General features: G+C 42.8%; 22 protein-coding genes and 1 tRNA gene. 21 read left to right on the plus strand and 2 right to left on the minus strand.

All coding sequences use genetic code 11. The annotated features are described in order from the left end of the window. Positions 1–211: 211 nt before the first annotated feature. Positions 212–1,003 (plus strand): ABC transporter ATP-binding protein, encoded by a 792-nt coding sequence (locus tag HNQ46_RS09270; RefSeq protein ID WP_183684439.1) that lies wholly within the window; start codon positions 212–214, stop codon positions 1,001–1,003. Continuing rightward, positions 993–2,663, plus strand: coding sequence for a hypothetical protein (locus tag HNQ46_RS09275; RefSeq protein ID WP_243155906.1), 1,671 nt, complete (start codon positions 993–995; stop codon positions 2,661–2,663). Before HNQ46_RS09270 ends, HNQ46_RS09275 begins: the two co-directional genes overlap by 11 nt. Before the next feature lie 316 nt (positions 2,664–2,979). Here the strand turns inward: HNQ46_RS09275 and HNQ46_RS09280 are convergent, their stop codons facing one another. Continuing rightward, the gene (locus HNQ46_RS09280) at positions 2,980–3,477 is read right to left on the minus strand and encodes a COG2426 family protein (RefSeq protein WP_183684441.1); all 498 of its coding nucleotides are present in this window, start codon (positions 3,475–3,477) and stop codon (positions 2,980–2,982) included. 202 nt (positions 3,478–3,679) lie between these two features. On the opposite strand from HNQ46_RS09280, the gene HNQ46_RS09285 reads away from it, so the two are divergent. The 19 genes from HNQ46_RS09285 to HNQ46_RS09375 all read left to right on the plus strand — a co-directional run bounded on the left by HNQ46_RS09285 (position 3,680) and on the right by HNQ46_RS09375 (position 25,851). Continuing rightward, positions 3,680–3,835, plus strand: a complete 156-nt coding sequence (locus tag HNQ46_RS09285) for a hypothetical protein (RefSeq protein ID WP_007156354.1) — start codon at positions 3,680–3,682, stop codon at positions 3,833–3,835. Continuing rightward, positions 3,832–5,133: a tetratricopeptide repeat protein gene (locus tag HNQ46_RS09290; protein ID WP_183684442.1), complete on the plus strand. Its 1,302-nt coding sequence runs from the start codon at positions 3,832–3,834 to the stop codon at positions 5,131–5,133. The genes HNQ46_RS09285 and HNQ46_RS09290 overlap by 4 nt, the downstream gene beginning before the upstream one ends. After that, a complete protein-coding gene (locus HNQ46_RS09295; RefSeq protein WP_183684443.1) occupies positions 5,133–5,777 on the plus strand; it encodes a hypothetical protein in 645 nt (214 codons plus the stop codon). Before HNQ46_RS09290 ends, HNQ46_RS09295 begins: the two co-directional genes overlap by 1 nt. A 20-nt stretch (positions 5,778–5,797) precedes the next feature. Further along, positions 5,798–6,706 carry a hypothetical protein gene (locus HNQ46_RS09300; protein ID WP_007156351.1) on the plus strand — a complete coding sequence of 303 codons (909 nt, stop codon included), beginning with the start codon at positions 5,798–5,800 and terminating at the stop codon, positions 6,704–6,706. Positions 6,707–6,740: 34 nt separating this feature from the next. Continuing rightward, the gene (cdaA, locus tag HNQ46_RS09305) at positions 6,741–7,625 is read left to right on the plus strand and encodes a diadenylate cyclase CdaA (protein WP_007156350.1); all 885 of its coding nucleotides are present in this window, start codon (positions 6,741–6,743) and stop codon (positions 7,623–7,625) included. After that, on the plus strand, positions 7,626–8,810 hold the full coding sequence (locus HNQ46_RS09310) for a CdaR family protein (protein WP_007156349.1): 1,185 nt from the start codon (positions 7,626–7,628) through the stop codon (positions 8,808–8,810). Next, entirely contained in the window at positions 8,722–10,176 is a 1,455-nt protein-coding gene (locus HNQ46_RS09315) for an O-antigen polymerase (protein ID WP_183684444.1), read from the plus strand. The genes HNQ46_RS09310 and HNQ46_RS09315 overlap by 89 nt, the downstream gene beginning before the upstream one ends. Continuing rightward, a complete protein-coding gene (locus tag HNQ46_RS09320) occupies positions 10,148–11,272 on the plus strand; it encodes an AI-2E family transporter (RefSeq protein ID WP_243155900.1) in 1,125 nt (374 codons plus the stop codon). The genes HNQ46_RS09315 and HNQ46_RS09320 overlap by 29 nt, the downstream gene beginning before the upstream one ends. Continuing rightward, complete coding sequence (locus HNQ46_RS09325; protein ID WP_183684445.1) at positions 11,273–12,757, plus strand: methyltransferase RsmF C-terminal domain-like protein; 1,485 nt, start codon at positions 11,273–11,275, stop codon at positions 12,755–12,757. It abuts the gene before it with no gap. Positions 12,758–12,870: 113 nt separating this feature from the next. After that, complete coding sequence (locus HNQ46_RS09330; RefSeq protein ID WP_183684446.1) at positions 12,871–14,244, plus strand: carboxyl transferase domain-containing protein; 1,374 nt, start codon at positions 12,871–12,873, stop codon at positions 14,242–14,244. Between the two features lie 9 nt (positions 14,245–14,253). Continuing rightward, a complete protein-coding gene (locus tag HNQ46_RS09335; protein ID WP_183684447.1) occupies positions 14,254–15,051 on the plus strand; it encodes an OadG family protein in 798 nt (265 codons plus the stop codon). A gap of 9 nt (positions 15,052–15,060) precedes the next feature. After that, complete coding sequence (locus tag HNQ46_RS09340) at positions 15,061–15,438, plus strand: biotin/lipoyl-containing protein (protein ID WP_183684448.1); 378 nt, start codon at positions 15,061–15,063, stop codon at positions 15,436–15,438. Positions 15,439–15,460: 22 nt separating this feature from the next. Then, complete coding sequence (locus HNQ46_RS09345; protein ID WP_183684449.1) at positions 15,461–16,609, plus strand: sodium ion-translocating decarboxylase subunit beta; 1,149 nt, start codon at positions 15,461–15,463, stop codon at positions 16,607–16,609. Between the two features lie 12 nt (positions 16,610–16,621). Further along, positions 16,622–18,019, plus strand: coding sequence for an oxaloacetate decarboxylase subunit alpha (locus tag HNQ46_RS09350; RefSeq protein ID WP_183684450.1), 1,398 nt, complete (start codon positions 16,622–16,624; stop codon positions 18,017–18,019). 687 nt (positions 18,020–18,706) lie between these two features. Beyond that, positions 18,707–20,302 (plus strand): N-acetylglucosaminidase, encoded by a 1,596-nt coding sequence (locus tag HNQ46_RS09355; protein WP_183684451.1) that lies wholly within the window; start codon positions 18,707–18,709, stop codon positions 20,300–20,302. Between the two features lie 116 nt (positions 20,303–20,418). Further along, positions 20,419–21,678, plus strand: a complete 1,260-nt coding sequence (locus HNQ46_RS09360; RefSeq protein WP_243155901.1) for a cohesin domain-containing protein — start codon at positions 20,419–20,421, stop codon at positions 21,676–21,678. Positions 21,679–21,915: 237 nt separating this feature from the next. Continuing rightward, positions 21,916–24,390 carry an ATP-dependent Clp protease ATP-binding subunit gene (locus HNQ46_RS09365; protein WP_040648359.1) on the plus strand — a complete coding sequence of 825 codons (2,475 nt, stop codon included), beginning with the start codon at positions 21,916–21,918 and terminating at the stop codon, positions 24,388–24,390. Next, the gene (gene radA / locus HNQ46_RS09370; protein ID WP_007156334.1) at positions 24,375–25,748 is read left to right on the plus strand and encodes a DNA repair protein RadA; all 1,374 of its coding nucleotides are present in this window, start codon (positions 24,375–24,377) and stop codon (positions 25,746–25,748) included. Before HNQ46_RS09365 ends, radA begins: the two co-directional genes overlap by 16 nt. A 32-nt stretch (positions 25,749–25,780) precedes the next feature. Then, positions 25,781–25,851, plus strand: a tRNA-Trp gene (locus HNQ46_RS09375). A 62-nt stretch (positions 25,852–25,913) separates the two neighbouring features. Here the strand turns inward: HNQ46_RS09375 and HNQ46_RS09380 are convergent. Further along, positions 25,914–26,729 (minus strand): CPBP family intramembrane glutamic endopeptidase, encoded by an 816-nt coding sequence (locus HNQ46_RS09380; RefSeq protein WP_183684453.1) that lies wholly within the window; start codon positions 26,727–26,729, stop codon positions 25,914–25,916.

Below are 26,729 nucleotides of genomic sequence, written 5' to 3' on the forward strand. Positions count from 1 at the left end.
TCCACTGACATTATATTTTCTTAATAATGAAGATATAAATAAAATGCTAAGCCATAGGTTCTAATCTGTGGCTTAGCACTATTTTTTAATCTCAACTCCAAAAGACAGGTAATATACATGTCAAATAGAAAAAACAAGAGTAGAATGTAATGGTTTGAGATCAATATTTAGTGATATTATTATTTTAATATAATCAGAGTGGAGGAATTGTATGGATACGGTAATTAGACTGACTAATGTGAATAAGAGCTTTGGAGAGCATCATGTTCTCCATGATGTGAGCTTTGAGGCAGGCAGGGGAGAGCTTATCGGCTACATAGGGCCAAACGGAAGTGGCAAGTCCACAACTGTTAAGCTGATGCTTGGAATCCTTGGTGGATACACAGGTACAATTGAGGTCTTTGGCAAGAATATAGAAGAAGATCTGGTAAGCTACAAGAGGAAGATAGGTTATGTTCCAGAGATTCTATCTCTCTATGAGAGCCTTACAGGGGAAGAATATATCTCTTTCTTATCCTCTGTCTATGAACTAAGCAACTGGAGAGGTAGGATGGAGGAGCTTGCGGAGATATTTCAGATAAATGATGCGCTCACCACTCGTATCTCTGGTTATTCAAAGGGTATGAAGCAAAAAATAGCCATCATAGGAAGCCTTATACATAACCCTGACATCCTCTTCCTTGATGAACCGCTTAACGGTATGGATACTAATAGCGTGGCTGTGTTTAAGGAGGTGCTTAAGACACTTACCAAGCAGGGGAAGACTATATTTTATTCTTCTCATATTATGGAAGTGGTGGAGCAAATGAGTAGCAGGGTTATCCTTCTTAAGGACGGTACTGTGATTGCAGACTCAACAGTTGAAGAGCTGAAAAAGAGTAACAAAGGAAGCAGTATGGAGGATATTTTCAATGACCTTACAGGCTTTACAAAGGGACACGACCTTGCAGTCAAGTTTGTAGATACACTGACTGGAGGTGAGACTATTGAAGATGAAAAATAGCGAACCCTTTGTGCTTAAGGTAGTTGATAAATGCGTAAAACCATTTTTAAGTAAGGACCTAAACTATAGCCAGGTTAGGGAGATGCTTAGGCTAAAGCTAATTATGGATAGCAGAAGGGTTTCACAAGCTTTGCAAAATAACGGGAAGAAGATAGGAAAAGAGCCGAAAAAATCTATGATTTTAACCTGCCTGGTTTATATGGGCTTAGGAATTTTTATCGCTTCTATGCAGGTTATGCCAAATATGTTTGGAGCTAATACAATCAGCTTTGCCATGCTTATATTCATGTTATTTTCCGTCTATATCAGTGAGTATTCAGCTGTACTCCTAGACACTACAGAAAAGTCATTTTACGGAGCACTGCCGATTGGAAAAAACGAGATAAGTACTGCAAAAAACATACATATAGCCTATTATATAGGAACTATAGCAGCTGCTATGATGCTGCCATCTATAGTTGTCGGCTTTATTTCTAAGGGAATCCTATACGGCTTTGCGTTCACTCTGGTATCGATTGTGATTGTTGTCGTTTGCCTCCACCTTGCAGGAGTTATTTACTACCTCCTTCTCAAGATATTTTCCGGAGAGAAGCTAAAGGACATATTAAGCGGCTTTCAGATATTTATGACAATAGCGATAATACTCTCGTATCAGATTGTGCCAAGAGTCGTAAGCATAGCAGGCTTCTCAAAGGGGGAACTTACATTTTCGCCGGTTTACTTTTTTCTGCCATCAGCTTGGTTCTCAGCTATACTGGAGAGCCTATTTGGTGCGGGTGGAGCATGGTATATATATGTACTGGCAGGAATCACAGTGCCTGCCGTCATCTTGCTTGAAGTAATATACAGGAAAAAGGCTATGCCGGAGTTTGAAGGAGAACTTGACAAGCTTACGGAAACAGCCAAGGAAAATAAAACACTTTCAGCATTTTCATATCTTATGTGTAAGCTCCTCTCAAAGGATGAGCAGGAAAATGCCTTTATGAAGCTTGTGCTGATACAGGTGTCAAGAAACAGGGATATGAAGCTTAAGCTCTATCCACAGCTTGCCAATGTATTTATTCTGCCTATAATAATGGTTCTGCCACAGATTACAGGTGAAAAAGGACTTACAGGCTTTATAGAAAATCTCAGAGAAGGAAGATGGGGGCTGGCTCTGCTTTATTTTACAGGGCTTACTTCCGCAGCCATCTATGGGATAATAACTCAGACTGAGAATAAAGAGAGCATAATGTTCTATCAGATTCTTCCAATTGAGAATCTAAGTAAATGTATAAGGGCAGGAGTTAAGGTAGTATTGTTTCGCTATCTGACGCCTATCTTTGTGGCTCTGTCAGCTCTGCTTTTTGCGGTTTATGGAATTGCTATCCTACCCGACATAGTCATTGCCTACTTGTCGTTTATATTTGTAACAAGTCTTATGATAAGAGTAGGTACTTGGGAGCTTCCATTTTCTTCGGAATTCAATCCTGCAAATGTAGGACGGGGATTACTGTTGTTATTTATGAGTTTATTCATACTTGCCTTATTTGGATGGACGCATATATTTTGGCTTAAAACCCTAGAGTTACAGCTAATAGGTATAGTGGTGATGATACTGGCTAACCTTGTATTATGGAAGTTCTTTATGAATAAGAAATACATTATAGCCAGAGGATAAGAAATATTTTTCTTAAAGGTTAAGAAAAATGAAGAGCTAAGTGACTTATGACGTATAAAAGCTTGTAGGAAGAGTATTTAGCTATAAATACAAAACTTCCATTGACATTGTATTTTCTTAATAATGAAGATATAAATAAAATGCTAAGCCATAGGTTCTAATCTGTGGCTTAGCACTATTTTTTAATCTCAACTCCAAAAGACAGGTTATATAACTATTGTGAATTTATGTCAATCCTTAAAAATATATCATGAAAGTTAAATGAAAATTTATTAGAAAACCGAAAATCCTCAGTTTTTTGTAGATATTCCCCCCCCTAAATTAGCTTGCCCAACAATCCATAGCTGAGTAGGGACATAATCCCTGCCGCTAGGCATACTCCGATACTGATGGCTAAGAAGGCTTTTTTTCTATTCATCTTTAAAAGACTGGCTACCATAGCCCCTGTCCAAGCTCCGGTTCCGGGAAGGGGAATTCCCACAAAAAGAACCAGACCCCAGAAGTCCACCTTATCAATGGCATCCTTATGCTTATCTACCTTTTTTCTAAACCAGGATGCCAAAGGTCTTGTGAAAGAGGACTTCTCCATAAGCTCCACAATCTTGGCAAAGAAAAAAAGGACAAAGGGGATGGGAAGGATATTTCCGATTAAACAATATAACAAGCCCTGTATATAATTTACCTTTAGTAAGGAGGCGGCAATCAAACCGCCACGCAGTTCAATAACGGGCATCATGGATAAAAAGAAGACCATCATTTCCCGAGAAAGAAATTTTTCAAAATGTGCTGTAAAAAATGTAATAAAACTTTCCATAATTCCCTTTTCTCTAAACTTGAATGCCATTTTGACTTATGTTAGAATTTCATGCAAAGGCATTTTCCCATTGAAACTGTTTGGGATTCTATAAAAGAAGTATAGGGGAGTCAATGCTTTTCACAAAAACTGCACATTTGCAAAGTAAAGTGCAAACTGTTCTTTTTTAAAAATTGAGCAGTTTTAAAAATAAAGGAGTGCAATGATTAATTTCGAGGATGAGATAAAAAGGTTTAAACCCAGCTTGGATGTGGATCAGTTAGAGGATGCCATTCTCAAGGTGGACCTTACCGATATGAATGATTTGATGACACAGCTTATGGAAGAGGCTTTAAAGAAGGGGAACGATCCGTCATGAAATATGATATTACCCTGGAACGGATAGCCAACTGTTATTATAACCTGGGACTGGAAAGAGCCAGACTTCGGGACTTAAGCGGTGCCGCAGAGCTGTTGAAGAAGGCCTTGCATTTTGATAAGTACCAAAGGGAAGCAAGAAATCTGTTGGGGCTTATTTTTTTTGAGATGGGAGAAGTGGCGGATGCCTTGGTGCAATGGGTCATCAGCATGAATCTTTTGCCGGAGGATAATCCTGCGGATTATTTTTTGGAGCAGATTCAAAGAAAGCCGGCGATTTTGCGCATTTGCTCTGATAATGTAAAGCGCTACAATCAAGCCTTGGACTATGCCCAGCATAATAACGAAGACTTAGCGGTTTTTCAGTTGAATCAGGTTATCGGAGACAGCCCGAACTATGTGAAGGCCCACATTTTACTTTCTCTTCTCTATATGAGACGAAGCGAGTGGGTAAAGGCTGGAAAAAGTCTTTATCTGGTGCTGAAGATTGATAGAAACAATCCCAAGGCTCTCGTCCTTATGGACTATGTGAAGAAGAAGACCGGTAGAGCGGAGGTGGAGCAGAGTCGCCTTAGGAATGTTTTTTCCCATAGGAAAATGATGGATGACGATGTGATGATGCCTCAGGAGGTTAAGCAGATTTCTCCCTGGGCGGTTTCTGCCCTGCTCCTTTTGGGTGTGGTGATTGCCCTTTTTGTATTCTATCTTTTGATGCTTCCGGCAGGAATCAGAAGAGCCAATAGCAAAAACAATCAGGAAATGATATCCTATACGGAAAAGCTGGATGCGGCGAATCAGAAGATGGGAGATTTGTCTGCGGCCAATGCCGGTTTACAAAAAGAGTATGATGAAATGAAGGAGAAGCTGGATCGCTATGAGAATCAAAATGCTTCTTTTATGGCGCAATATCAGAGCCTTGTAGGGATTAACAATGCTCTTTCCACAGGGGATTTGACACAGGCGGCTCAGTTGTATACTGCCTTGGATCAAAGCGCCATTACGGATGAAAGTCTGGTCTCCATGCTATCTTCCATTAAGTCCCAGATGGAGGGAAGTGTGTACCTGCGTTTGCAGGAATTGGGTAGCACTGCATGGAATGCAGGTCGTCTGGAGGAAGCTTTACAGGATTATACCTGGAGTGTAAAGATTCGAAGAGAAGCGGAGAACTTATTCCTGCTGGCAAGAATACAGCAAACCATGGGCAATACTACGGAGGCGAATCAGAACTTTGACTCGGTGGTAGGGGAATTCCCAAGTTCGCCTTATGCGGAAAGGGCCAGACAGGCAAGGGGATATTGATGTTGGATCAGAGGAAAATCATAGCCATGGTGCAGGTCGCCATGCTGGAAAAGGAAATAGGGCAGGAGGCCCTGGATACGGCCAAGTACTATAGGGAAGATTATATTTCCAATCGGGTACTGCGGGGAATCCTTCAATATACAGGAATTTTCTTCCTGCTTCTGTTTGCCTATTTTTTTATGGAAATAGAAAACATTCTCCAAAAGCTGGATTTTCAATATATGATGGATTTGGGAAAACGAATTTCCCTTCTCTATTTCCTGGGCATGGTTTGTACCATTGTGCTTATTTCCATTGTGTCCTATTATTCCTATGAAAGAGCCTATGAAGACAGTTTACTTTATCGTGAACGCTTGGAGGATCTGCTTCTTTTGTCTACAGCAAAGAGAACGGAAAAGCTTAGAAAAAAGGAGGAGAAAGACACTATCGTTCAAAAAGCCAGAGAAGAGGCTCAGGAAGTGGTACTGCAAATGAAGAAAGAGGGAGCTAAACTGGATTTAGCGCCGCTTTATACAAGATCGGAAAGATTAGCTAAGCTTAGAAGGCTGAAGGACGGAGGAAAAGCTGTTCAGAAAAATGCTGCTCCCAAACAAAAGGGAGAAGAAGAGTGGCTGGATGATGAGGCGGATTGGTTGGACGAGTAAGATAGGGAGAGAGTAGGAGTATGAACGGTTTTCGACTTTTTAAAGAAAAATGTCAAAAAATATATGGACAGCAGGATTATTGGATGGTTCCTATCTTTCGTTCCTGCCTGGCCTTTCTTATCTTTTTTTCCTTAACCCGCCATTTTTCCATGGTGGGAAAACTGGCGCATCCGATTTTTCTTTTGTTTTTTAGTTTGATATCCTTTTTTCTTCCCTTTTCGACTTTGCCTATACTTCTGGGCGTAATATTGATGTCCTATTTTTATCAGCAATCCCTTTTGCTCTTAATTGTTTCCGGGGGCATCTTTTTGTTCTTGTTTTTATTGCAAAGCAGTATCAGAGGAAAATATGCCATCCTCATTGCCTTGATGCCTTTTTGCTTTCTTTTGAAAATCCATTATTTTTTGCCGATTTTTGTAGGGCTCACTATGGGTTTTACGGCCTTTCTGCCTCTGGCTTTGGGATGCTTTTTATATTTTTTCCTGAGCTTTATTCAGCAGAATGAAAAGCTTTTTACGGCCTCTGCCGATCTTACGGAACAGTTGGAATCCTTGACGAAAACCCTGCTTCCCTTTTTTAAAGATAAGGAAATGATCCTTGTATTGGTTCTTTTTTCTGCTGTGGTAGTGACGGTTTATCTGCTGAGAAACGGAAGTTTTCAGTATTCCTGGCACATTGCCGTAACGGTGGGGCTGGTAATGGAGGCGTTGCTTTGGATATTGTATCCTTTACTTTCCTTGAAGATGAATTTCCTGATTAGTATTATTGCCTATTTCATTTCTGCCTTGCTGTCTGTATTCACCCTGTTTTTCTTCCATGATGTGGATTACCGGGGAACAAAGTTTTTGCAGATGGAAGATGATGACTACTACTATTTTGTAAAGGCTGTACCGAAGAATAAAGGAGAACATTTTCCTTCTTCGGATTAAGAAATTTTCTCCATAGAGAAAAGAGAATTTTTGTGTGAACTTGATCATTTGTTGCTACGAGGAGAAAGGAGTATCGGAATTGGATTTCTTTACAAAGATTAAGGGGTGGGTAAGTTTACTTCCTGCGTTTAGTCTGTCAGGACTTGTAGAAATAGCAATTTTGGCAGGGATTATTTATGTCGTCCTTCTTTGGATTCAGAACACGAGAGCCTGGCAGTTACTGAAAGGAATTCTGGTGCTTCTTTTGTTTACGGCATTTGCCGTTTTCTTTCGTTTGAATACGATTGTTTGGTTAATTGAAAGAATTTCCACAGCGGCTATTATTGCAGCCGTTATCATTTTTCAACCGGAACTACGAAAGGCTTTGGAGCAATTAGGCTCTAAGAATCTTTTCGGGCAGTTCCAAAGGGAAGATAGCAAAGGCAGCGTCAGAGTCAATGAAGAATTAATTTCCGCATGTCAGGAAATGTCAAGATACAAGACCGGTGCATTGATTGTTATTGAGCAAAACCAAAGTCTTAAAGAGGTGGAGGATACCGGAATTTATGTGGATGGTATTGTGACGGCGGCCTTACTCATTAATATTTTTGAAAAAAATACCCCCTTGCATGACGGAGCGGTTGTGATTTCCGGAGACAGAGTGGTTTCCGCTACCTGTTATCTCCCCCTGTCCGATACCGGAATTTCCAAGGCCTATGGCACCAGACATAGGGCGGCGTTGGGAATTTCGGAAAGTACGGATGCCATCACTCTGGTAGTATCCGAGGAGACGGGACGAATCTCCGTAGCCTGTCAGGGAAAGCTTTTACATGTCAAAGAGGCAGGAGAATTAATACGTTATCTTCCGAAGCAAGAGCAGGAAGAGCAGAAGAAAACTTTATTTTCCCGCATTCTTCCCAGAAAAAAGGAGGAGAGATAAATGAAGTTTTTTAAAGAGAATCTTATATTAAAGCTGGTGAGTGTGGTTCTGGCTTTGCTGCTTTGGCTGATTGTTTTCAATGTGTCCAATCCGGAGCAAAAGGAAAGTAGAACCGTGGAATTACAAATTTTGAATCAGGATACCTTTTCCGCAGAGAATAAAACCTGGGAGGTGGATCGGAGTACGGTTACCGTTAGTTATACCGTGCGAAGCAATCTGGCTTCCTCTGTAAAGGCTTCCGATTTTAAGGCCTATATCGATTTAAGCGATTATTCTATTACAGGTTCCGTACCGGTCTATGTGGAGCTTGTCAATCAGGAAAATGCTTCCAGTATTTCGGATATCGTGGCCAGACCTTCCGTTGTTCATGTCAGCATAGAAGATTTACAAAAGAAAAAATTTGATTTACAGGTGCATCAACAGGGCAATGTGGCTGAGGGCTATACCGTTTCGTCCATTACTGTTGATCCTACCACCATTTATGTAAACGGTCCGGAGTCATCCGTGGGAAGAATTTCTTCTCTTGGGCTGGTGGTTAATGTGGATGGCATGAATCAAAATACCGATGGTACCGGAAAGATTGTTTTTTACGATGCTAACGGAAAGATTATTCAAAATCTGCCGAATGTCAGCCTGTCTCAGGAGCAGGTGGATTATACGGTGGTGATTCACAAGAAGAAGGATCTTATTCTATCCGCAACAACAGAAGGAAATGTTCAAAACGGTTATACGGTGGAGGAGCTTCAGATTTCTCCAAAAAGCATCAGTGTTTCCGGCAGTGAATCTGTTTTGGATGGGATCAATCAGCTGACTCTTCCTGCCCTGGATGTATCCAATGCCAAGGAGGATGTGAGTGTAAGCTTGCGGCTTAAGGATTATTTGCCCAGCGGTTTGTCTCTTGCAGAGCCCAACAGTACAGTCTATATTCATGCCACTATCAAAAAGCTTCCGGAAAGCACAAAGGAAGAAGTGGAGCAGAATACCAAGGCAAGTACTACGGAAGAGAGTACGGAGGGCACAACAGAAAGCAGCAAATCCTCGGAAAGCACGAAGACCACAGAGGAGGAAAACTCGGCGGAAACAAAGGGAAGCGGTAATGGAGATAGTAAAGGAAGCGGAGCGGATAGTGGAGAATCTACAGAAAACAAAGGGCCCAGCGCTGAACGGAAAGCAAAATCACAGTAGAAATAGTCTGTTTTTTGACCTTTGCTTATATACGGTATTGTATGGCATGGCATATCTTTTGAAGGAAAAGGGATATGCCGTGCTTTCCTTTTTCTGCTTTCTGATTTTGTCTCTTTATCTTTTTCTTCGAGAAAGAGAGAGAGAGGGAAGTAGTGTAACATTGTCCGGTCTTCTTGCTTTGGGATTACTTTTTGGAGAGGGGGTGGCTACTTTACAGCTTAGCAAGCTTTCTTCTCCCTGGACCATTCATACCTGGCTGAGCTTTTATTTGGCTTACCTTTTATTCTATTTGGGCTATCACGGTAGAACGTATTTATCTGAATTCGCGGCTTCTCGTTTTCTGAAAAATACAAAAATCTTCTCGGAAGAAGCAAAGAAGATGGATTTATCCGGGAAAGAATATCGGTGGAACTGTACAGAAGGACAATTTTTAAAGCTTTGTATTTTAGGACTTCTTTTGCTTTCTTATTTTTCTTTTGTGATAGAGGCATTGGCTCTTGGCTATATTCCTTTATTTACGGAGCATACCCCCCACGCATATTCTTATTTTCATTTAAAGGGACTCCATTATTTCACCACTCTTTTTGTGCTGGTTCCTATGCTTCTTCCTTTTTTATATCAAAAAGAGGGCAGCCTAAAGCTGTTTTCAGGCATCAGTTTATTTTTAGCTCTTCTTTTACCAATCCTTTTGGTTTCCCGTTTTCAGCTTCTGTTTTCCCTGTTTTTATTTGTGTTTTCTGCCTTGTATCAGGGCTTAAGGATTCGGAAAAGATATCTGCTTTTATTATTTCTTTTTTTGCTGTCTGCCTATGTTTTTCTTACGATAGAGAGAGCCCATTCCGTTTCCTATCTTATGGGAATCTTTGAAATGAAAAATGATAAGCTTCCCATCTTTTTGGTACAGCCCTATATGTACATTGCCAATAATTATGAGAATTTCAATTTGCTGACAAAAAACATAGAGGAACATTCCCATGGTTTTCGTATGGCCTATCCATTTTTAACCCTTTCCGGGGCGAAATTCTTTTTTGATTTTCCCTTGGCCTATCCGGTCTATTTAACCAAGGAGGAGCTGTCTACCTTGGGGATTCTGTACGATGCCTACTATGATTTCGGACTTTTGGGCGTTATGCTTTTCTCTTTAATTTTGGGGCTGCTTTCTTCCTGGATTAAAGAGCTTTCAGGGAAAGAGAAAAATCCTTTTGGAGGCGCATTATATATCCAATTTGCTTTTTATTTTCTATTTTCCTTTTTTACAACCTGGTTTTCCAATGCCTCCAGCATTTTTTACTTTGCTGTGACGCTCGTACTTGCAGTTCTATGGAAGGGCTTTGTTCATGAAAAAAATTCTGCTGTATCTATATAAAATGCTTTTTCCTTTGGGAGTATGTGTTTTCTTTCTGTATTTTCTCCCCAAGCTATTGTTCTTTTTTCTCCCCTTTACCCTGGGGGCGATAATTGCCTTTTGCTTAAATCCCCTGATTTCTTTTTTGCAAAAGAGCTTCCCGTTTTTAAAGAAAAAGCAAATATCCCTGGTGCTGACCTTAACTATTTTCGCTTTGTTTTTTTATCTTTGTTTTTGTCTTATGCAGTTGGGACTTCCCATGCTTAAGCAGCGCATTTCTCGTTTGCCTTTGGAGATTCAGGATTTAAAGCGTCAACTGGAGAAAATGATAGAGGAAAATTTGCCCTACTTTCCTCCATTCATCCAAAATCTACTGTCGGATCTTCCCGGTACTTTGGACGGTATAGGAAGAACCATGATGAATAAATGGACTTCTCCGGCCCTGCAATTTTCTCTGCAAGTGGTTAGCGGCTTGCCTGAGTTGTTTCTTTACCTGATTATTACTATACTGTCTGCTCTTTGTTTTTCTCAGGAAGGGGCAAAGCTGTTATCGATTCTGCATCGAAATATTCCGGAGCAGTTCAGAAAATATATGCAGCTTCTTAAGGAGGACGGAAAAAAGATTTTAAAGGGCTATGTTTGGGCGCAAATCCAAATCATGTTTTGTGTGTTTATTCTCTTAAGCGTCGGTTTTTCCTTATTGAGAGTGGAGCTTGCGATTCCTTTGGCTTTTTTAACCGCTTTTTTGGATGCCCTCCCTGTTTTTGGCGTGGGTTTTATTATGTGGCCCTGGATGGCTCTGATTTTATTAAAAGGAAAATTTTTATTCTTTTTAGCTCTCTTATTGATTTACATTCTAAGCCAGATGATTCGACAGATTTTGCAACCGAAGATTATTGGGGATGCAGTGGGCTTGCCCCCTTTACTGGCTCTGATTTTCCTGTTTTTAGGATATAAGCTTTACGGGATTTCCGGAATGGTTTTAGCCCTGCCTGTTGGCATGCTGCTGGTACGTTTTTATCATTATGGAGCGTTTTCCGGATTTTTCTCTGCCGGAAAGACCCTTGGCAAAATGCTTTTAGACTATGCAGGTGTAAAAAAGGATGAGGAAGTGTAAATGAAGGAGAGCTGTCAGAAAAATCATATTTCATTGCCTGAGGAGTTTAGCGAAAGAATGAAAATCAGGCTGGGGCAGGAGTGGGAGGCTTTTTTAGAAGCCTGTTCTCTGCCTCCGAAGCGAGGGCTTCGGCTGAATTTACAGAAGGCGGAGGCTAATCCGGATTTTCCTTTAGAGAAATGGAAGGAAAATTGGAAGCTGGAAGAGTTAAAATCGGAAAGCTTAAAACTAGAAAATTCAAAGAACGAATACGGTCTCGCCTTGGCTAGAGAATACCTTTGTGATGAAGAGTATTTGCAAAGTATAGGGGTGCAAATCGGTCACGATGCCTACCATGAGGCGGGGCTTTATTATATTCAGGACCCTTCCGCCATGTCTGTGGTTCCTTATATGGAAATTCGCCCCTTTGACAGATGTCTGGATCTTTGTGCCAGTCCGGGAGGAAAGAGCTTGCAGATGGCAGACCGGCTTAAGACAGAGGAAGGCGGAATTCTTCTCTCAAACGAATTCATTATGGAAAGAGCTAAAAATCTTTCCAAAAATGTGGAACGTATGGGCTATAGCCATGTGGCGGTGAGCTCCTGCTCCGCTGAAGAGCTGGAAGCGCAATTTCCGGCATTCTTTTCCAGAATTTTGGTAGATGCACCTTGTTCCGGAGAAGGAATGTTTCGGAAAAATCCGGAGGCCATAGCGGATTGGTCTTTAGAGAAGGTTTCGCAATGTGCAGGTCTACAAAGAGATATTCTTGGTCATGCCCTGGGAATGCTTAGGGAAGGTGGGCTTTTGGCCTATTCCACCTGTACATTTTCCGAGGAGGAAAATGAAGAAATGCGGGAATGGATTTTAGAAAAGCATCCGGAGCTCAGATTTTTAGGAGAGAGGCATCTTTATTTTCATAACAGTGTGGGAGAGGGACAGTATTTTTCTCTTTTTCGGAAAGAGGGAAAGGATCTTGAGAGAGAGGATATGGATATTTCTAAGCTTTCCATGCTTTGGGAGAAGAAGGCTAAAAAATATTTTTATTATCCCTCTTCTTTAAAATGCTTTTTATCCCTGCCTTTGCTTCGAATCGGTATTGCGGTTTTGGAGGAAGGTAAGAAGAGCTGGGAATGGAGTCATAGCCTAAGCCACGCTATAGACCTTCCTAAATGGGGGGATGCTCTTACAAAGCTTCCTGAAAAATCGCCGGAGACCAAATTGCTTTACAGACTTTCCTTGTACGGAGAAGACAGAAGGGTAGAGGCCTATCTCAATGGACAAGAAATAGCGGTGGAGAAAGAAGAGCTAGAGAATTTTCTTATGGCCGACAGAAAAGGAAACGTAAACAATAAAAAAAGCGATAAAGAAAGCGATAAAGAAGGCGATAAAAAAAGTGATAAAGGATTGGTTCTTTGTACTTGTGACGGACTTCCTTTGGGCTTTGGATATTACCGAAACGGACGACTAAGAAACCTCTATCCTAAGGGAATACGCTTTAAAAAATAGAAGCATATATTAAATGTTTGTTATTTCTTTGGCTTGAATTAGATTTTGCTATCGTTTACAATAAGCCATGTTAAAAGGGTAATTTGCCCTCAAAATAGAAATGGAGGAAGATTATGGATCAGCGTAATTCTTTGGCAAGGAAGCGTATAGAGGCCTTGCTGGATGAATCCAGTTTTGTGGAAATCGGTGCTCATGTTTGCAGCAGAAGTACAGATTTTAATTCCGGTGAGAAACAGGAAGCATCGGATGGAGTCATTTGTGGGTATGGCAGTATTTCCGGGAAGCCGGTATATATTTATGCACAAGATAGAGAAGTACTCTCCGGAAGTATTGGAGAGATGCATGGAAAGAAGATTGCAAATCTCTATGATACAGCAATGAAAATGGGATGCCCGGTGGTGGAATTACTGGATTCCAGCGGACTTCGTATTCCGGAAGCTACAGATGCTATTTTTGCCCTTTCTACCATTTACGAGAAGAAGGCAAAGGCAAAGGGCTTGATTCCCCAATATACCGTGATTTTCGGACAGGTAGGAGGAGGACTTGCCATTCTTCCTTCTCTTTCCGATTTTTCCTTTATGGAAAAGGAAGAGGCAAGACTCTTCCTTACTGCTCCTGACGGCGTAGAGGGAAATAAGGATGAGGCTTTTGCTAAGGCTGAAGCCCAGGCTAAGCAGGGAAATCTTGATTTTTACGGTACGGAAGAAGAGATTTTTGATGAAGTTCGTAAGGCGTTTGCCTTTTTACCTGCCAATAATGAAGATGCAGCTTATCAGGAGGATATGGAAGATAGCCTAAACCGTAGTGTGGAGGGCTTCTTCGCATTGGCACCGAGAGAGGCGCTGGAAACTCTTTCAGATGAAGGAAGAATCTTTGAAGTAAAGTCTCATTTTGGAGAGGGGGCAGTTACTGCTTTTATTTCTCTAAACGGACAGACTGTGGGGGCGGTGGCAACCAATGGGGAGCCTCTGCATTGGAAGGCAGTGGAAAAGATGGATCAATTCCTTCGTTTCTGCAACAGCTATTCTATTCCTATTTTGACAGTGTGTGATGTGCCGGGCTTTGAAAACTGCTCTTGCAATGAAAAGCATATGGCAAAGGCTATGGCAAGTCTTCTTTCCATCTATGGAAATGCTTCCGTGCCTATGGTGAGCCTCGTGAAGAAAGCTATCGGTTCCGCAGGAGCGGCAATTGGCAGTAAGGGACTGGGCGTGGACTTGGTTTATGCTTATCCCGAGTCTGAAATTTCCATTATGGATGCCAAGTATGCAGCGGATATTTTGTATCCTGAAAAATCCGCCTCCGAGAGAGAAGAGGAAAGCAAGAAATTTTTAGCGGAGAAATCCTCTGCCTTAGCGGCGGCAAAGAGAGGATATGTGGATGATTTGATTTTACCGGAGGAAAGTCGTCAAAGAATTATTTCCGCCTTTGAAATGTTATACGGAAAGGCTAACTTTGATTTTCATAAAAAATTCGGAAGCAACTAGGAGGGGAAAATGAAGAAGATAAATAAAATATTCCTCCTATGTGCTTTGCTCCTGTCCTTCTTTTTACTTTCCTGCGGAAATCAGACTGTGGAAGCGGAAGCCTTGGATCCTTCCACATTGGCTGAACTGGAACAAACGATAGAGCAGTATTTTACCTCTATGGTAACCCAGGATGAGAGCAGTCTTAACCAGGGGATTGAGGAGGCCTACAAGGCTAAGGAAGAGGTTCTCTATAATGCCCTAAATAATTTTAAGAATGACAAAGAGGAGCTGGGAGAATTTCAGGAGGTCAAGGAGAACATTGTTACAAAAGAAGATGGAGAATACAAGTTCCATCTTGTGGCACAGTTCGAAAAAAGAAAATTAGACTTTGATGCATCCTTAAAAGAGGATTACAGCGGCTTTACCTCCATGAGTTTTGTTCCGGAGTACAGTATGGAAGAGAAGATGGCTTCCGCAGGACAAAACTTATTGGTGGGAATGGGAATGGTTTTTGCCGTACTCATTTTCATTGCCTGGATTATCAGCCTCTTTAAGTACATTCACATTTGGGAAGAAAAGCACCGGGAGAAAAAGGCTAAGAGAAAGATGCCGGCTCCTACAGCTAAGGCGGTAGAAAAGCAAGTTCCCAAGCGCGTGGTTCCTGTTATAGAAAAAGAAGAGGGTATCCCCGAGGATGTATTAAGCATTGTAATGATGGCGGCTATTGAGGCCTATGAAGCGGAGCAGGTCGTGGAAAATCCTTTTAAGGATGCCAAGGAATTAAACAACGGTCTGGTGGTTCGTTCGATTAGAAGACGGAGATAAGGAGAGATTATGAAGCAGTATACAATTACAGTAAACGGTGTAGCTTATGATGTAACAGTAGAGGAGAAAAACGGCGGTGTTGTTTCCGCGCCAAAGGCAGTGGAGAAATCTGCTCCCGTAGCTTCTGCTCCTGTAGCCTCCGCACCTGCAGCATCTGCTGCCAAGGAAGGCAATGTGGCAGTATCCGCGCCTATGCCCGGAAAGATTCTGGCGGTAAAGGCGAAGGAAGGGGATAGCGTAAAGGCGGGAGATGTACTTCTTGTTTTGGAAGCCATGAAGATGGAAAACGATATTGTAGCTCCCCAGGATGGTGTTGTAGCAAGCATTAACGTAAAGGTGGGAGACAGCGTGGAATCCGGTGCGAAATTGGCCAGCTTAAACGCATAAGTTAGGATAGGAGGATATTTTCATGAATATAGTAGAGACCTTATCCAATCTACTACAGCAAACGGCCTTCTTTCATCTAACTCCGGGAAATTACCTGATGATTCTTGTTGCCCTGGTTTTCCTGTATCTGGGAATTGCCAAGGGCTTTGAGCCCCTATTGATGGTACCTATTGCTTTCGGAATGCTTTTGGTAAATATCTATCCGGATATTATGTTAAGTCCGGAAAAGTCCATCAACGGAACCGGGGGGCTTTTATGGTATTTCTTCCGCTTAGATGAGTGGACCATTTTACCGTCTTTGATTTTCCTGGGAGTGGGAGCCCAGACGGACTTCTCCCCGTTGATTGCTAACCCCATCAGCTTCTTACTGGGAGCGGCGGCACAGTTTGGTATTTACGCAGCCTACTTTATTGCTATTTTTCTTGGCTTTAACGGAGCGGCTGCTGCGGCAATTTCCATCATCGGAGGAGCGGACGGTCCAACCTCCATCTTCCTTTGCAACAAGCTGGGACAGACGGCGCTGCTTGGACCTATTGCGGTTGCGGCATACAGCTATATGTCTTTGGTGCCAATCATCCAGCCGCCTATTATGCGGGCTTTAACCACGAAGGAAGAGCGGATGTGTAAGATGGAGCAGTTAAGACCGGTTTCCAAGCTGGAAAAAATTCTGTTCCCCATTGTGGTAACCATTGTGGTTTGTTTGATTTTACCGACAACAGCTCCCCTTGTGGGAATGCTGATGCTGGGAAATCTTTTTAAAGAGTCCGGTGTGGTAAAGCAGTTAACGGATACTGCGGCAAATGCCATGATGTATATTGTGGTTATTTTACTGGGAACCTCTGTAGGAGCAACCACCTCTGCAGAAGCCTTTTTAAATGTAAATACCTTAAAGATTGTGTTCTTGGGACTGGTAGCCTTTGCCTTCGGAACAGCGGCAGGTGTACTTCTCGGAAAAGTGATGTACTATGCTTCCGGAAAGAAGATTAATCCGTTAATCGGTTCCGCCGGCGTTTCCGCAGTGCCTATGGCGGCAAGAGTATCCCAAAAGGTGGGAGCGGAATCAGACCCGACCAACTTCCTTTTAATGCATGCCATGGGACCAAATGTGGCAGGTGTTATCGGAACGGCGGTTGCAGCAGGAATCTTTATGGCTGTGTTTGGAGTGAAATAGAAAGGGGAAAATATGGCAAAAGTTAAGATTACGGAGACCGTGCTGAGAGACGCACATCAGTCCTTGATTGCCACAAGAATGCCCAGTGAATTAATGGAGCCGATTTTGGACAAGATGGATCAGGTAGGATACCATGCGGTGGAATGTTGGGGAGGAGCAACCTTTGATGCCTGCCTTCGTTTCCTAAAGGAAGATCCCTGGGAAAGACTTCGGATGTTGAAAAGACATTTTAAGAATACGAAGCTGCAAATGTTATTTCGCGGACAGAACATCTTAGGCTACAATCACTATGCCGATGATGTGGTGGAGTACTTTGTAGAAAAATCCATTGCCAACGGTATTGATGTCATTCGAATTTTCGACTGTTTAAATGATATTCGAAATCTGGAAACTGCCGTTAAGGCCACCAGAAAAGAGGGAGGACATGCTCAGATTGCCCTTTGCTATACTCTGGGAGATGCTTATACCCTGGAATACTGGGAGAACCTGGCAAGAGATGTGGAAAATCTCGGTGCGGATTCCCTTTGCATTAAGGATATGGCGGGATTACTTCTTCCGAAGGAGGCTACAGAGCTTGTTGGGGCTTTAAAGAGAGGAACTTCACTTCCTATCGAAATGCATACCCACTACACCTCCGGTATGGCTTCCATGACCTATTTAAAGGCTATCGAAGCGGGAGCGGATATTATTGATACCGCATCCACTCCCCTGGCTATGGGAACCTCCCAGCCCTCCACGGAGGTTATGGTGGCGGCTTTGCAGGGCACCGAATATGATACAGGCCTTGATCTGGACAAGCTCATCGAGATTTCCAACTATTTCCAGCCCTACCGTGAGGAATGTATCAAATCCGGCCTTCTTTCCACAAAGGTTTTGGGTGTAGACATTAAGGCCTTAAAGTATCAGGTTCCGGGAGGAATGTTATCCAATCTGATTTCCCAGCTTCATCAGGCAGGAAAGGACGAGAAGCTTCAGGAGGTTTTGGAAGAGGTTCCAAGAGTGCGTAAGGACTTTGGAGAGCCGCCACTGGTTACCCCTTCTTCTCAGATTGTAGGAACCCAGGCAGTAATGAATGTGATTACCGGAGAGCGGTATAAGATGGTTCCCAAGGAGTCTTATAAGCTGGTTGCAGGAGAGTTCGGTAGAACTGTAAAGCCTATGGATGAAGAAATGCTGAAGAAGGTCTTAAAGGGAGAGAAGCAGATGACAGATCGCCCTGCAGACCACATTCCGCCACAGCTTGAGCAGTTTAAAGAAGAGTGTAAGGAATGGATGCAGCAGCCGGAGGACGTACTGTCTTATGCATTATTCCCTCAGGTAGCCAAGGACTTCTTCCAGTACAGAGATGCCCAGAAATCCGGCATTGCGTTAAAGAACGCAGACAAAGAAAATAAAGCCTACCCGGTGTAAAACGAGGTAGAAAAAACAATACAGAAGGAAGCAAAAAAGACTGTAAAAAATTAAGCTCTTAAAGAAATTTCAGCAATATAGGTCTGAAACGGGGCACGCTCTCGCTAGCCTCGCCTCACATCGGATACTAAGCGAAAAACTGCGTTCCACTTGTTTTTCGCAAGTACTGGTGGGCTCAGACTACCCCGCATTCAGACCTATATTGTCGAAAATTTCTTCCGAATTTTGATTTTTGCAGCCCTTTTTTGCTTCCTTCTACATTATTTTAGAGTCTATAAGCAGAGGAGAATCAGACTTATCCCTTCTAGGATAGCTTTTGATAAGGGACAATCTGAGCCCGTCGGCACTTAGCTTTTGTTTTGTAAAAGCTTAGAGCCGTTACCTGGCGAGGTTAGCGAGAGCGTGTCCTGTTCCAAAAGCTATCCTAGAAGGGATGCATTCTCTCTGCTGCTAGCCCCGTTCATTACGTTTCTTTGTCATTTGTCTGAATAATTCCAAGAAGCATTGACGGAAGGAAATAAAAAAATTAAAATGATGCAAGAAAATCTTCATTGAAAATTATTTTTTAATCTTTATAATTTCCGATAGAATTGCAGATGTATAAAGACAGGGATTTTTTCCCTGATGAATCACAAAGAGATGCTTCTTCAAGAACATCCTTCTTTGGCGTAAAGGGCAGGGAGAAAAATGAGAAGAACAAGTTGGAGACGTTTTATAAGTTTAGGATTAATCTTGAGCAGCGTTTTTGCTACGCAAGCTTTTGCTACAGAAAAGGATGCCGTAATTAAGGGCAGTATGGTCAATGTAAGGGCTGAAGCCAACAAGAACAGTAAAAAGGTGACGAACCTTTATTCCAATACAGCCGTTAAAGTAGGGGATCCGGTGCAAAACTCTTCCGGAGAAAGCTGGTATCCGGTTAATTTCCAAGGGGGAAGCGGATATATTCGTTCCGATTTTGTAAAATTTCCGGTTCAATACCAAAGGGATGAGGCCTTTGAGAACGCTTTAAATCAACAGGGCTTTCCGGAAGCTTATAAGGACGGCCTAAGAGCTCTCCATGCAGAGTTTCCCAACTGGCAGTTTAAGGCTTTACATACCAATTTGGATTGGCAGAGAGTTTTAGACGGAGAGATGGAAGGAACCGGCAGTCTTGTGGACAAGAATGCTATTTCATCCTGGAAGTCCACCGATCAGGGAAAATATGACTGGAATACAGGAACATGGGTAGGATTTGACGGTCCTACCTGGGTTGGTGCCTCCAGACAATTAACAGCATACTATATGGATCCCAGAAACTTTTTGGATGAGTCCTACATTTTCCAATTCTTACTCCACAGCTATAATCCGGAGGAACAGACGAGAGACGGTTTGGCAGCCATGCTAATGGGCAGCTTTATGGATAGCGGAAGTCAAGGCAGTGGAAATGGGGGAAACAGCGGAAGCGGAGATGCTTCCTCTACCCAGAATTCAACGGAAACAGTAGTCATTTCCAATGATGGACCGGGAGCAAACATATCAAATGCGGAGGGAACGGTTATTCCTTCCGGAACCACAGCGGCATCTGCAGACAATTCCAATACAAGTAACGGAACAAATGCAGGCGGTGTGGATTACGTGAGTATTATTATGAAGGCTGCGGAGCAGTCTAAGCAGAATCCCTATGTTCTTGCTTCCATGATTTTACAGGAGCAGGGAAAAGGAACCAGCGGTTCTATTTCCGGAAGTAGCGGACATTATAATTATTTTAATATCGGAGCTTACCAGGACGGAAAGATGGGAGCCATCGAGAGAGGGATCTGGTATGCCAAGCAAAGTGGCAGCTATATGCGTCCCTGGAATACCAGAGAAAAGTCCATTGTGGGCGGAGCGCAGTTCTTTGCGGAAAATTATATGAATGCGGGACAGAATACTTTGTATCTGAAGAAATGGAATGTACAGGGTTCCAACCTGTTTAAGCATCAGTACATGACCAATGTACAGGGCGCTGCAGAGGAAGGGGCCAAGTTATCCTCCGCTTACAGCAAGGATATGAAAAATAAAGCGCTGGTTTTCTCCATCCCTGTATATAAGGATATGCCGGGACAGAAAGAGCCGATTCCTACCGGTGATGAGAAGCCCACAAGAAAAGACAGTGGAAGCAGTTCCGGAAATACCTCGGGAAGCGGAAACGGCGCAGCAAACAATGCCGGAAATACAAGCGCCAATGGAAACAGCAGTAGCACAGCAGGGAAGACTGAAAGCGGTGTAGAAGTAGTGGAGATCGGGAAGAGTCCTCTTGGTTAAAAAGTCTTGAAAGAATTCTCTTCTTTCAGTAAAATATAACGGAATATGTCGAGTAAAACTTCGGGTACTGTCAGAGGATGGAAAGACTCGAATCAGAGGAATTTGAGGAAATAATAATGAAATCATTACAATATATACTATATACTTGCCTGCTCAGCCTTCTGTTTTCCATGGCTGTGTTTGCGGCAGACGGACAACTGAGCTTTTCCGATCCGACGGGTAAGGTAGGAGAAGAAATCACGGTAAATATGAAGATTAAAAGTGATACTCCCTTAGCCAGAGTGGATATCACCCTTCGCTATGACAGTAATGCTTTACAGTTTGTCAGCGGAACGAACACTGATGGAGGCGCAGGAACACTGCGTGTACATGGTACCGGCGATAATTCCGTAGCCAATACTTTGGCCTTTGCTTTGAAATTCAAGGCAGCTTCCGCAGGACAGTCCAGTATTACGGTAGAAAAACAGGAAATATACAGCGGGGATGAAAGTCTTTTGAACCTTACCCATGTGGGAAAGGGCGCCGTAAATATTACTGCGGAAGAAACAAGCAGTGAAAGTGCGGCGGAAACCTCGGCCTCTGCAGAAGAAAGTGAAGAGGCGGAGACCAAGAACGAGGGGGTTAAGCTTACCGCAAAGGATAAGAGCATTACCATTATGAATCCCGGTTCCGATGTAAAGATTCCGGATGGCTTTTGGGAAAGCACCATTGATGTAGACGGCCATCAGGTAAAGGGATGGGTATGGAAGGCTGATACAGAGCATCAGTACATCATTGTTTATGGAATGAATGATGCGGGAGATTTACATTTTTATCGTTATGACTTAAAGGAAAAAACCATTCAGCGGTATTTTCAGGATCCTTTAGAGGCTGAGCAGAAGAAAAATGCGGAAAGCTATCCGACTTTATTGACTCAATATGATGCTTTGGTAGGAAAATATAATGTTCAGACCATATTAAGCATAGTTTTTGCCTTAGTGGCTTTGCTTCTTGCCGCCCTATCCATCTTCCTGTGGCAGTCACGTAGCAGATTGAAGAAAGTTATTGCCTTCCAGAAAGAAACCTTGGAGCGAGAGCGAAAGGAAAGCCGACCCAATGTAGAGCGTTTCTCTTTAAAGGAAGAATTTCCCATGAAGGAAAAGGATTTCCCCGAGGAAGAGGAAGAAGAGGGAAGAACCAAGCTGATTGGACGTAGACCCAATGTGCATCATGAGGGTGAAAACGGATCCGATATTGAAGATGCGGATTTAGGAGCCACCAGAGCGATTTCTTTATCTGCGGAAGATAAGAAGCGATTGGCGGATAAAGAGAAGCATAAAAAAGAGGATTCTTTGGAGCATACCAAAGAAGTAGAGCTGGAAATCGAAGAACTGTAAGAGACTGTTTATCATGCAGTATAGCCATAAAAGTAGGATTTATCCTGGAGCTATACTGCATGAATTTTTTTATCCATGAAAATTTTTCTCATGGGACTCCTTCACAGATTATTCAAAAAGCTTTGCTATCATGATAAAATATTTAGATTCAATCAGAAAATTTTAACTGGACAACACTGCTTTTAGGGACTATAAAAGCAGAAACGGTATTGTATAGAAAAGGATAGGGTGGAGAAGATGAATCAGTTTACGATACAGGCGCAAAGGTCTTTACAACTTGCCATAGAGGTGGCTGAAGAGTGTCATCATCAATATATTGGAACAGAGCATATCCTCTTAGGTCTTGTACGGGAAGGTACAGCCGTTGCAGGGAAGGTTTTAAAGGCAAATGGTGTAACGGAAGAAAAGATTGCGGATATGATTGCCAAGTTTATGGTTAGCGGAGAAAGCGGTGTTTCCCTTGCAGATCCCAGCGGTTATACCCCATCTGCCAAGAGAGTTCTGGAGCAGGCAATGCAGGAAGCCAGAGAGGGACAGTCCCGTCTTGTGGGAACCGAACATTTATTAATGGCGATATTAAAGGATGGAAACTGTGTAGCATCCCGTATTATTTCCACCTTGGGTGTTTCCATGCAAAAGATTTATACCCAGCTGAATTCCGCCATTGGAAGAGACAATCTGGTGGAAGAGAGAAATAATAGAGAGAAGGAAGTACGATCCGTGCAAACCCCAACTTTGGATCAGTACTCCAGAGATCTTACCGCGTTGGCAAAGGAAGGAAAGCTGGATCCGGTGGTTGGTCGCGGACAGGAAATTATGCGTATGATTCAGATTCTGTCCAGAAGAACCAAGAATAATCCTTGTCTTGTGGGAGAACCGGGGGTAGGAAAGACGGCTGTGGTGGAAGGTCTGGCCAATAAAATTGCGGCAAAGGATGTTCCGGACAGTATTTTGAAAAAGCGTTTATTAACCTTGGATTTATCTGCCATGGTGGCAGGCTCCAAATACCGTGGAGAGTTTGAGGAAAGAATTAAAAAGGTGATTCAAGAGGCAAGAACAGACGGGGAAGTGCTTCTATTTATTGATGAGATTCATACCATTATCGGAGCGGGAGGCGCTGAGGGAGCCTTGGATGCTGCCAATATTTTAAAGCCTGCCTTAGCCAGAGGAGAGCTGCAGATTATCGGTGCAACCACCTTGGAGGAGTATAGAAAGCATATCGAAAAAGATGCGGCACTGGAAAGACGTTTTCAGCCGATTACGATTGAAGAACCAACAGAAGAAGAAAGCATCAAGATTCTGGAAGGGATTAAAGAGCGCTACGAAGAGCATCATCAGGTAGTGATTGAAGAAGAGGCTATTTTAGCAGCGGTGAAGCTTAGTGCCCGCTATATTAATGATCGGTATTTGCCGGATAAGGCTATTGATTTAATTGATGAGGCTGCTTCCAAAATCCGCATTTTAAATAGTGGAGAGCCTGCAGCAATCAAGAAATTAAGAGCTCAGATTGCCGAGTTTGAAGAAGAAAAGGAAGATTGCATTCGCAGGGAGGATTTTGAAGGCGCTTCTCAGATTAAGAAAAAACAGGAGCAGAGAAGAAAACGACTGAGTAAGGAGCTGGAGCTTTGGAAGACTGAAAGAGAAGAGAACCGTCTTCACGTACGGGAGTCAGATATTGCTCAGGTAGTTTCCGATTGGACCAAGATTCCTACCAAGAAGTTGGAAGAAACGGAGACGGAAAGGCTGAAGAATCTGGAGAATCTTCTTCATGAAAGAGTGATTGGTCAGAATGAGGCGGTGAAGGCTGTTGCGCAAGCTATTAAGAGAGGACGCGTAGGCTTAAAGGATCCTAAGCGCCCCATTGGTTCCTTTATGTTCCTGGGACCCACCGGAGTGGGAAAGACAGAGCTGTCCAAGGCTATTGCGGAGGTGATTTTCGGCTCTGAACAGAATCTGATTCGTGTAGATATGTCGGAGTACATGGAAAAATACAGTGTTTCCAAGATGATCGGTTCCCCTCCCGGATATGTGGGTTATGATGAGGGGGGACAGCTTTCCGAGAAGGTAAGAAGAAATCCTTACTCTGTTATTCTATTTGATGAGATTGAGAAGGCCCATCCGGATGTGCTGAACATTCTTTTACAGGTGTTGGATGACGGACATATCACCGACTCTCAGGGACGAAAGGTTTCCTTTAAGAACACCATCATTATCATGACCTCCAATGCAGGGGCGGAACAGATTATCAGCCCGAAAAAGTTAGGCTTTGAAACCACTCCCGGACAGCTAGATAAAGACTATCAATATATGAAGAATAAGGTCTTGGAAGAGCTGAAAAACCTCTTTAGACCGGAGTTTTTGAATCGTATTGATGAAATCATTGTCTTTAGACCCATCAGTAAGGAAGATATGTCCAAGATTTTGGATATTCTTCTGTCCCAGCTGTATAAGCGTGCAAAGGGCGAACTGGATCTTGGTTTACGCTTAGATAAGGGGGCAAAGGACTTCCTGGTGGAAAAGGGCTATGATCCTAAGTTTGGTGCAAGACCTTTAAAGAGAACCATCCAAACCCAGGTGGAGGACTTACTGTCTGAAGCCATTTTAGAGGGAGAGATTCCCCAGGGCTCTTTGGTTACCGTGAAAATGGATAGATCCGGAGAGAAATTAAAGACCAGCATTAGAAAAAGGAAGGAAGAATGCCAAAAAGTTTAAATCTTTTTTTCTGTAAGGAATGTGGGTATGAGACCATCAAGTGGTTGGGACAGTGTCCTTCCTGTAAGGCCTGGAACTCTATGGTGGAGGCTCCAAAGGAAAGTAAAAAAAGACTGGGGGGAGCAGGCTCTATGCTTCCCCTGAAAAAAGCAGAGGCGAAAAAGCTGGAGGAAATTCCATTAGATAAGGAAGATCGTATTTCTACCGGCTATGGAGAGCTGGATAGAGTATTGGGAGGTGGCCTGGTGGCCGGCTCCCTCGTTTTATTAGGGGGAGATCCGGGAATCGGAAAATCCACCATTTTCCTCTCCGTAAGCCTGCATTTGGCTTCCAAGGGAGGGAAGAGAGTTCTCTATGTCTCCGGCGAGGAATCGTTAAAGCAGATTAAGCTTAGGGCCAATCGCATGGGAGAAGTGGAAGGGGAGCTTTATTTTCTGTCCGAAAGTAACTTGAATCAACTCTTGGAGGTGGTGGAGGAAAGAGAGATTGATTTTCTGGTGATTGACTCCATCCAAACCATGTTCTTGGAGGAGGTAACTGCCTCTCCCGGTTCCGTCAGTCAGGTGCGGGAATGTACCTCCTTCTTGCTTCGTCTTGCTAAGGATCGAGGAATTACCATAGCGGTGATTGGTCATGTGACCAAGGATGGAAATGTTGCCGGGCCGAAGATTTTAGAGCATATGGTGGATGTGGTGTTGTATTTTGAGGGAGAACAGAACAGCCAGCTACGTATTCTGCACGGACAAAAAAATCGTTTTGGTTCCACCAATGAAATTGCCGTTTTCACGATGGAAGAGAAGGGGCTTTGTGAGGTGGAAAATCCCTCTGCTTTACTTTTGGCAGGCCGTGCTCTGGACTGCTCAGGCTCCATAGTTTCCTGCGGTCTGGAAGGAACAAGACCGATTCTTATGGAAATTCAGGCACTTTTGGTGGCCACCAACTTCGGCCTCCCCAGAAGAACCGCAAACGGTATGGATTATAATCGTTTGCATATGCTCCTTGCGGTAATGGAAAGGCGCTTAGGCATTGAGTGCTCTAAGTTCGATGCCTATATCAATATTGCCGGAGGCTTAAAGATTTCGGAGCCTTCTATTGATTTGGCAGTGCTTTTGGCTCTTGTTTCCAGCTATAGAAACCTTTCTATTCCGGAAGATACCATGGTTTTTGGAGAGGTGGGATTGTCCGGTGAAATTCGCGGCGTGAGCCATAGTGAAGCCAGAATCGAAGAAGCCATTCGACTGGGCTTTAAAAGGATTCTCTTACCTGCCTATCATGCACCGGCAAAGGGAAAAAAGAAAGATATTGAACTGATTCCGGTAAAAAATATAAGAGAGGCATTGACAATCTTCAAAAAATAGCATAGAATCATACCGTTGATTTTTTAAAGCAAAGGGGATTAGTTCAATGGTAGAGCAACGGTCTCCAAAACCGCCGATGGGGGTTCGAATCCCTCATCCCCTGCTACCAAGAAACCCTAGGAATTAAGCCTAAAGTGGCTTGAAACCTAGGGTTTTTGCTTGTTCCTAGAACCTTGCAAACAGATACACAAATCCCGAACCGAACATATCCGCCATGGAGTGCACCAGAACCACCGGAAGAAGATTTTTGATTCTATAGGTATAGAAGTAGTAATACATAAGTCCAAATACCACACCGATAATAATGGCGGAAGTCATGCCCTGATAGGTATGGAAGGATATACGAATCATTGTGGAGTAAAGCAGGGTTTGCCATTTGTACTTTTGGTCTACGGTGCCCAGTAAGCCTAAAAAGAAGAATTCTTCGTAGAAGGCATTTAATAAAGCATAGATAATGGCAATGGGGCTTAAGGCGGCTATTTTCCGAAATAACTCAAAGAAATCCACGGAAAGGAGAACTTCTTTGGTGAAGTAGTTATAGCCGTTATCAAAGAGAAGGTAAAGAACGTCTGCACTTAGTCCCATAATGGCAAGTAAAACAAAGTACCAGGGAATCACAGAGAGCTTAAATCGAAAGGGGATTTGCTTAAAATCAAAGTTACGAACAATCAGATAGAGAAAAACCAAAAGCAGCATAAAGAACTGGAATTGCAGGTTACTGGAATAAGCTACCCCTTCAGTGGCTGTATCCACAGTTTCCGCTACCGTTTCCGTAATGCTTTCCGTATTTTGGCTAAGAAGGATGGGGGAGAGGGGGAAAGCGTAAAACATAGCGGATTTTACAGCATTTAAGCTGTCTAGAAATAGCTGGTTGGAGCGAATAATAAATTCTCCGAATAAAATCAAGCTAATGATGATGACATCATAGAAACGAAGATTCTTGGTTTTTTCTTTGGGGAAAATGAATTGACGAATAGACAT

Origin of the sequence: Oribacterium sinus, assembly GCF_014202695.1 — a bacterium.
Taxonomy (GTDB): domain Bacteria; phylum Bacillota; class Clostridia; order Lachnospirales; family Lachnospiraceae; genus Oribacterium; species Oribacterium sinus.

Excerpts from the sequence above, each read along its gene's own strand:
- HNQ46_RS09320 (WP_243155900.1), top strand. The coding sequence starts at position 10,148 with ATGAAAAAAATTCTGCTGTATCTATATAAAATGCTTTTTCCTTTGGGA.
- HNQ46_RS09330 (WP_183684446.1), top strand. The coding sequence starts at position 12,871 with ATGGATCAGCGTAATTCTTTGGCAAGGAAGCGTATAGAGGCCTTGCTG.
- HNQ46_RS09310 (WP_007156349.1), top strand. The coding sequence starts at position 7,626 with ATGAAGTTTTTTAAAGAGAATCTTATATTAAAGCTGGTGAGTGTGGTT.
- HNQ46_RS09365 (WP_040648359.1), top strand. The coding sequence starts at position 21,916 with ATGAATCAGTTTACGATACAGGCGCAAAGGTCTTTACAACTTGCCATA.
- HNQ46_RS09360 (WP_243155901.1), top strand. The coding sequence starts at position 20,419 with ATGAAATCATTACAATATATACTATATACTTGCCTGCTCAGCCTTCTG.
- HNQ46_RS09355 (WP_183684451.1), top strand. The coding sequence starts at position 18,707 with ATGAGAAGAACAAGTTGGAGACGTTTTATAAGTTTAGGATTAATCTTG.
- HNQ46_RS09315 (WP_183684444.1), top strand. The coding sequence starts at position 8,722 with ATGGAGATAGTAAAGGAAGCGGAGCGGATAGTGGAGAATCTACAGAAA.
- HNQ46_RS09270 (WP_183684439.1), top strand. The coding sequence starts at position 212 with ATGGATACGGTAATTAGACTGACTAATGTGAATAAGAGCTTTGGAGAG.
- radA (WP_007156334.1), top strand. The coding sequence starts at position 24,375 with ATGCCAAAAAGTTTAAATCTTTTTTTCTGTAAGGAATGTGGGTATGAG.
- HNQ46_RS09350 (WP_183684450.1), top strand. The coding sequence starts at position 16,622 with ATGGCAAAAGTTAAGATTACGGAGACCGTGCTGAGAGACGCACATCAG.
- HNQ46_RS09300 (WP_007156351.1), top strand. The coding sequence starts at position 5,798 with ATGAACGGTTTTCGACTTTTTAAAGAAAAATGTCAAAAAATATATGGA.
- HNQ46_RS09340 (WP_183684448.1), top strand. The coding sequence starts at position 15,061 with ATGAAGCAGTATACAATTACAGTAAACGGTGTAGCTTATGATGTAACA.
- HNQ46_RS09345 (WP_183684449.1), top strand. The coding sequence starts at position 15,461 with ATGAATATAGTAGAGACCTTATCCAATCTACTACAGCAAACGGCCTTC.
- HNQ46_RS09335 (WP_183684447.1), top strand. The coding sequence starts at position 14,254 with ATGAAGAAGATAAATAAAATATTCCTCCTATGTGCTTTGCTCCTGTCC.
- HNQ46_RS09280 (WP_183684441.1), bottom strand. The coding sequence starts at position 3,477 with ATGGAAAGTTTTATTACATTTTTTACAGCACATTTTGAAAAATTTCTT.
- HNQ46_RS09285 (WP_007156354.1), top strand. The coding sequence starts at position 3,680 with ATGATTAATTTCGAGGATGAGATAAAAAGGTTTAAACCCAGCTTGGAT.
- HNQ46_RS09295 (WP_183684443.1), top strand. The coding sequence starts at position 5,133 with ATGTTGGATCAGAGGAAAATCATAGCCATGGTGCAGGTCGCCATGCTG.
- HNQ46_RS09275 (WP_243155906.1), top strand. The coding sequence starts at position 993 with ATGAAAAATAGCGAACCCTTTGTGCTTAAGGTAGTTGATAAATGCGTA.
- HNQ46_RS09325 (WP_183684445.1), top strand. The coding sequence starts at position 11,273 with ATGAAGGAGAGCTGTCAGAAAAATCATATTTCATTGCCTGAGGAGTTT.
- HNQ46_RS09290 (WP_183684442.1), top strand. The coding sequence starts at position 3,832 with ATGAAATATGATATTACCCTGGAACGGATAGCCAACTGTTATTATAAC.
- HNQ46_RS09380 (WP_183684453.1), bottom strand. The coding sequence starts at position 26,729 with ATGTCTATTCGTCAATTCATTTTCCCCAAAGAAAAAACCAAGAATCTT.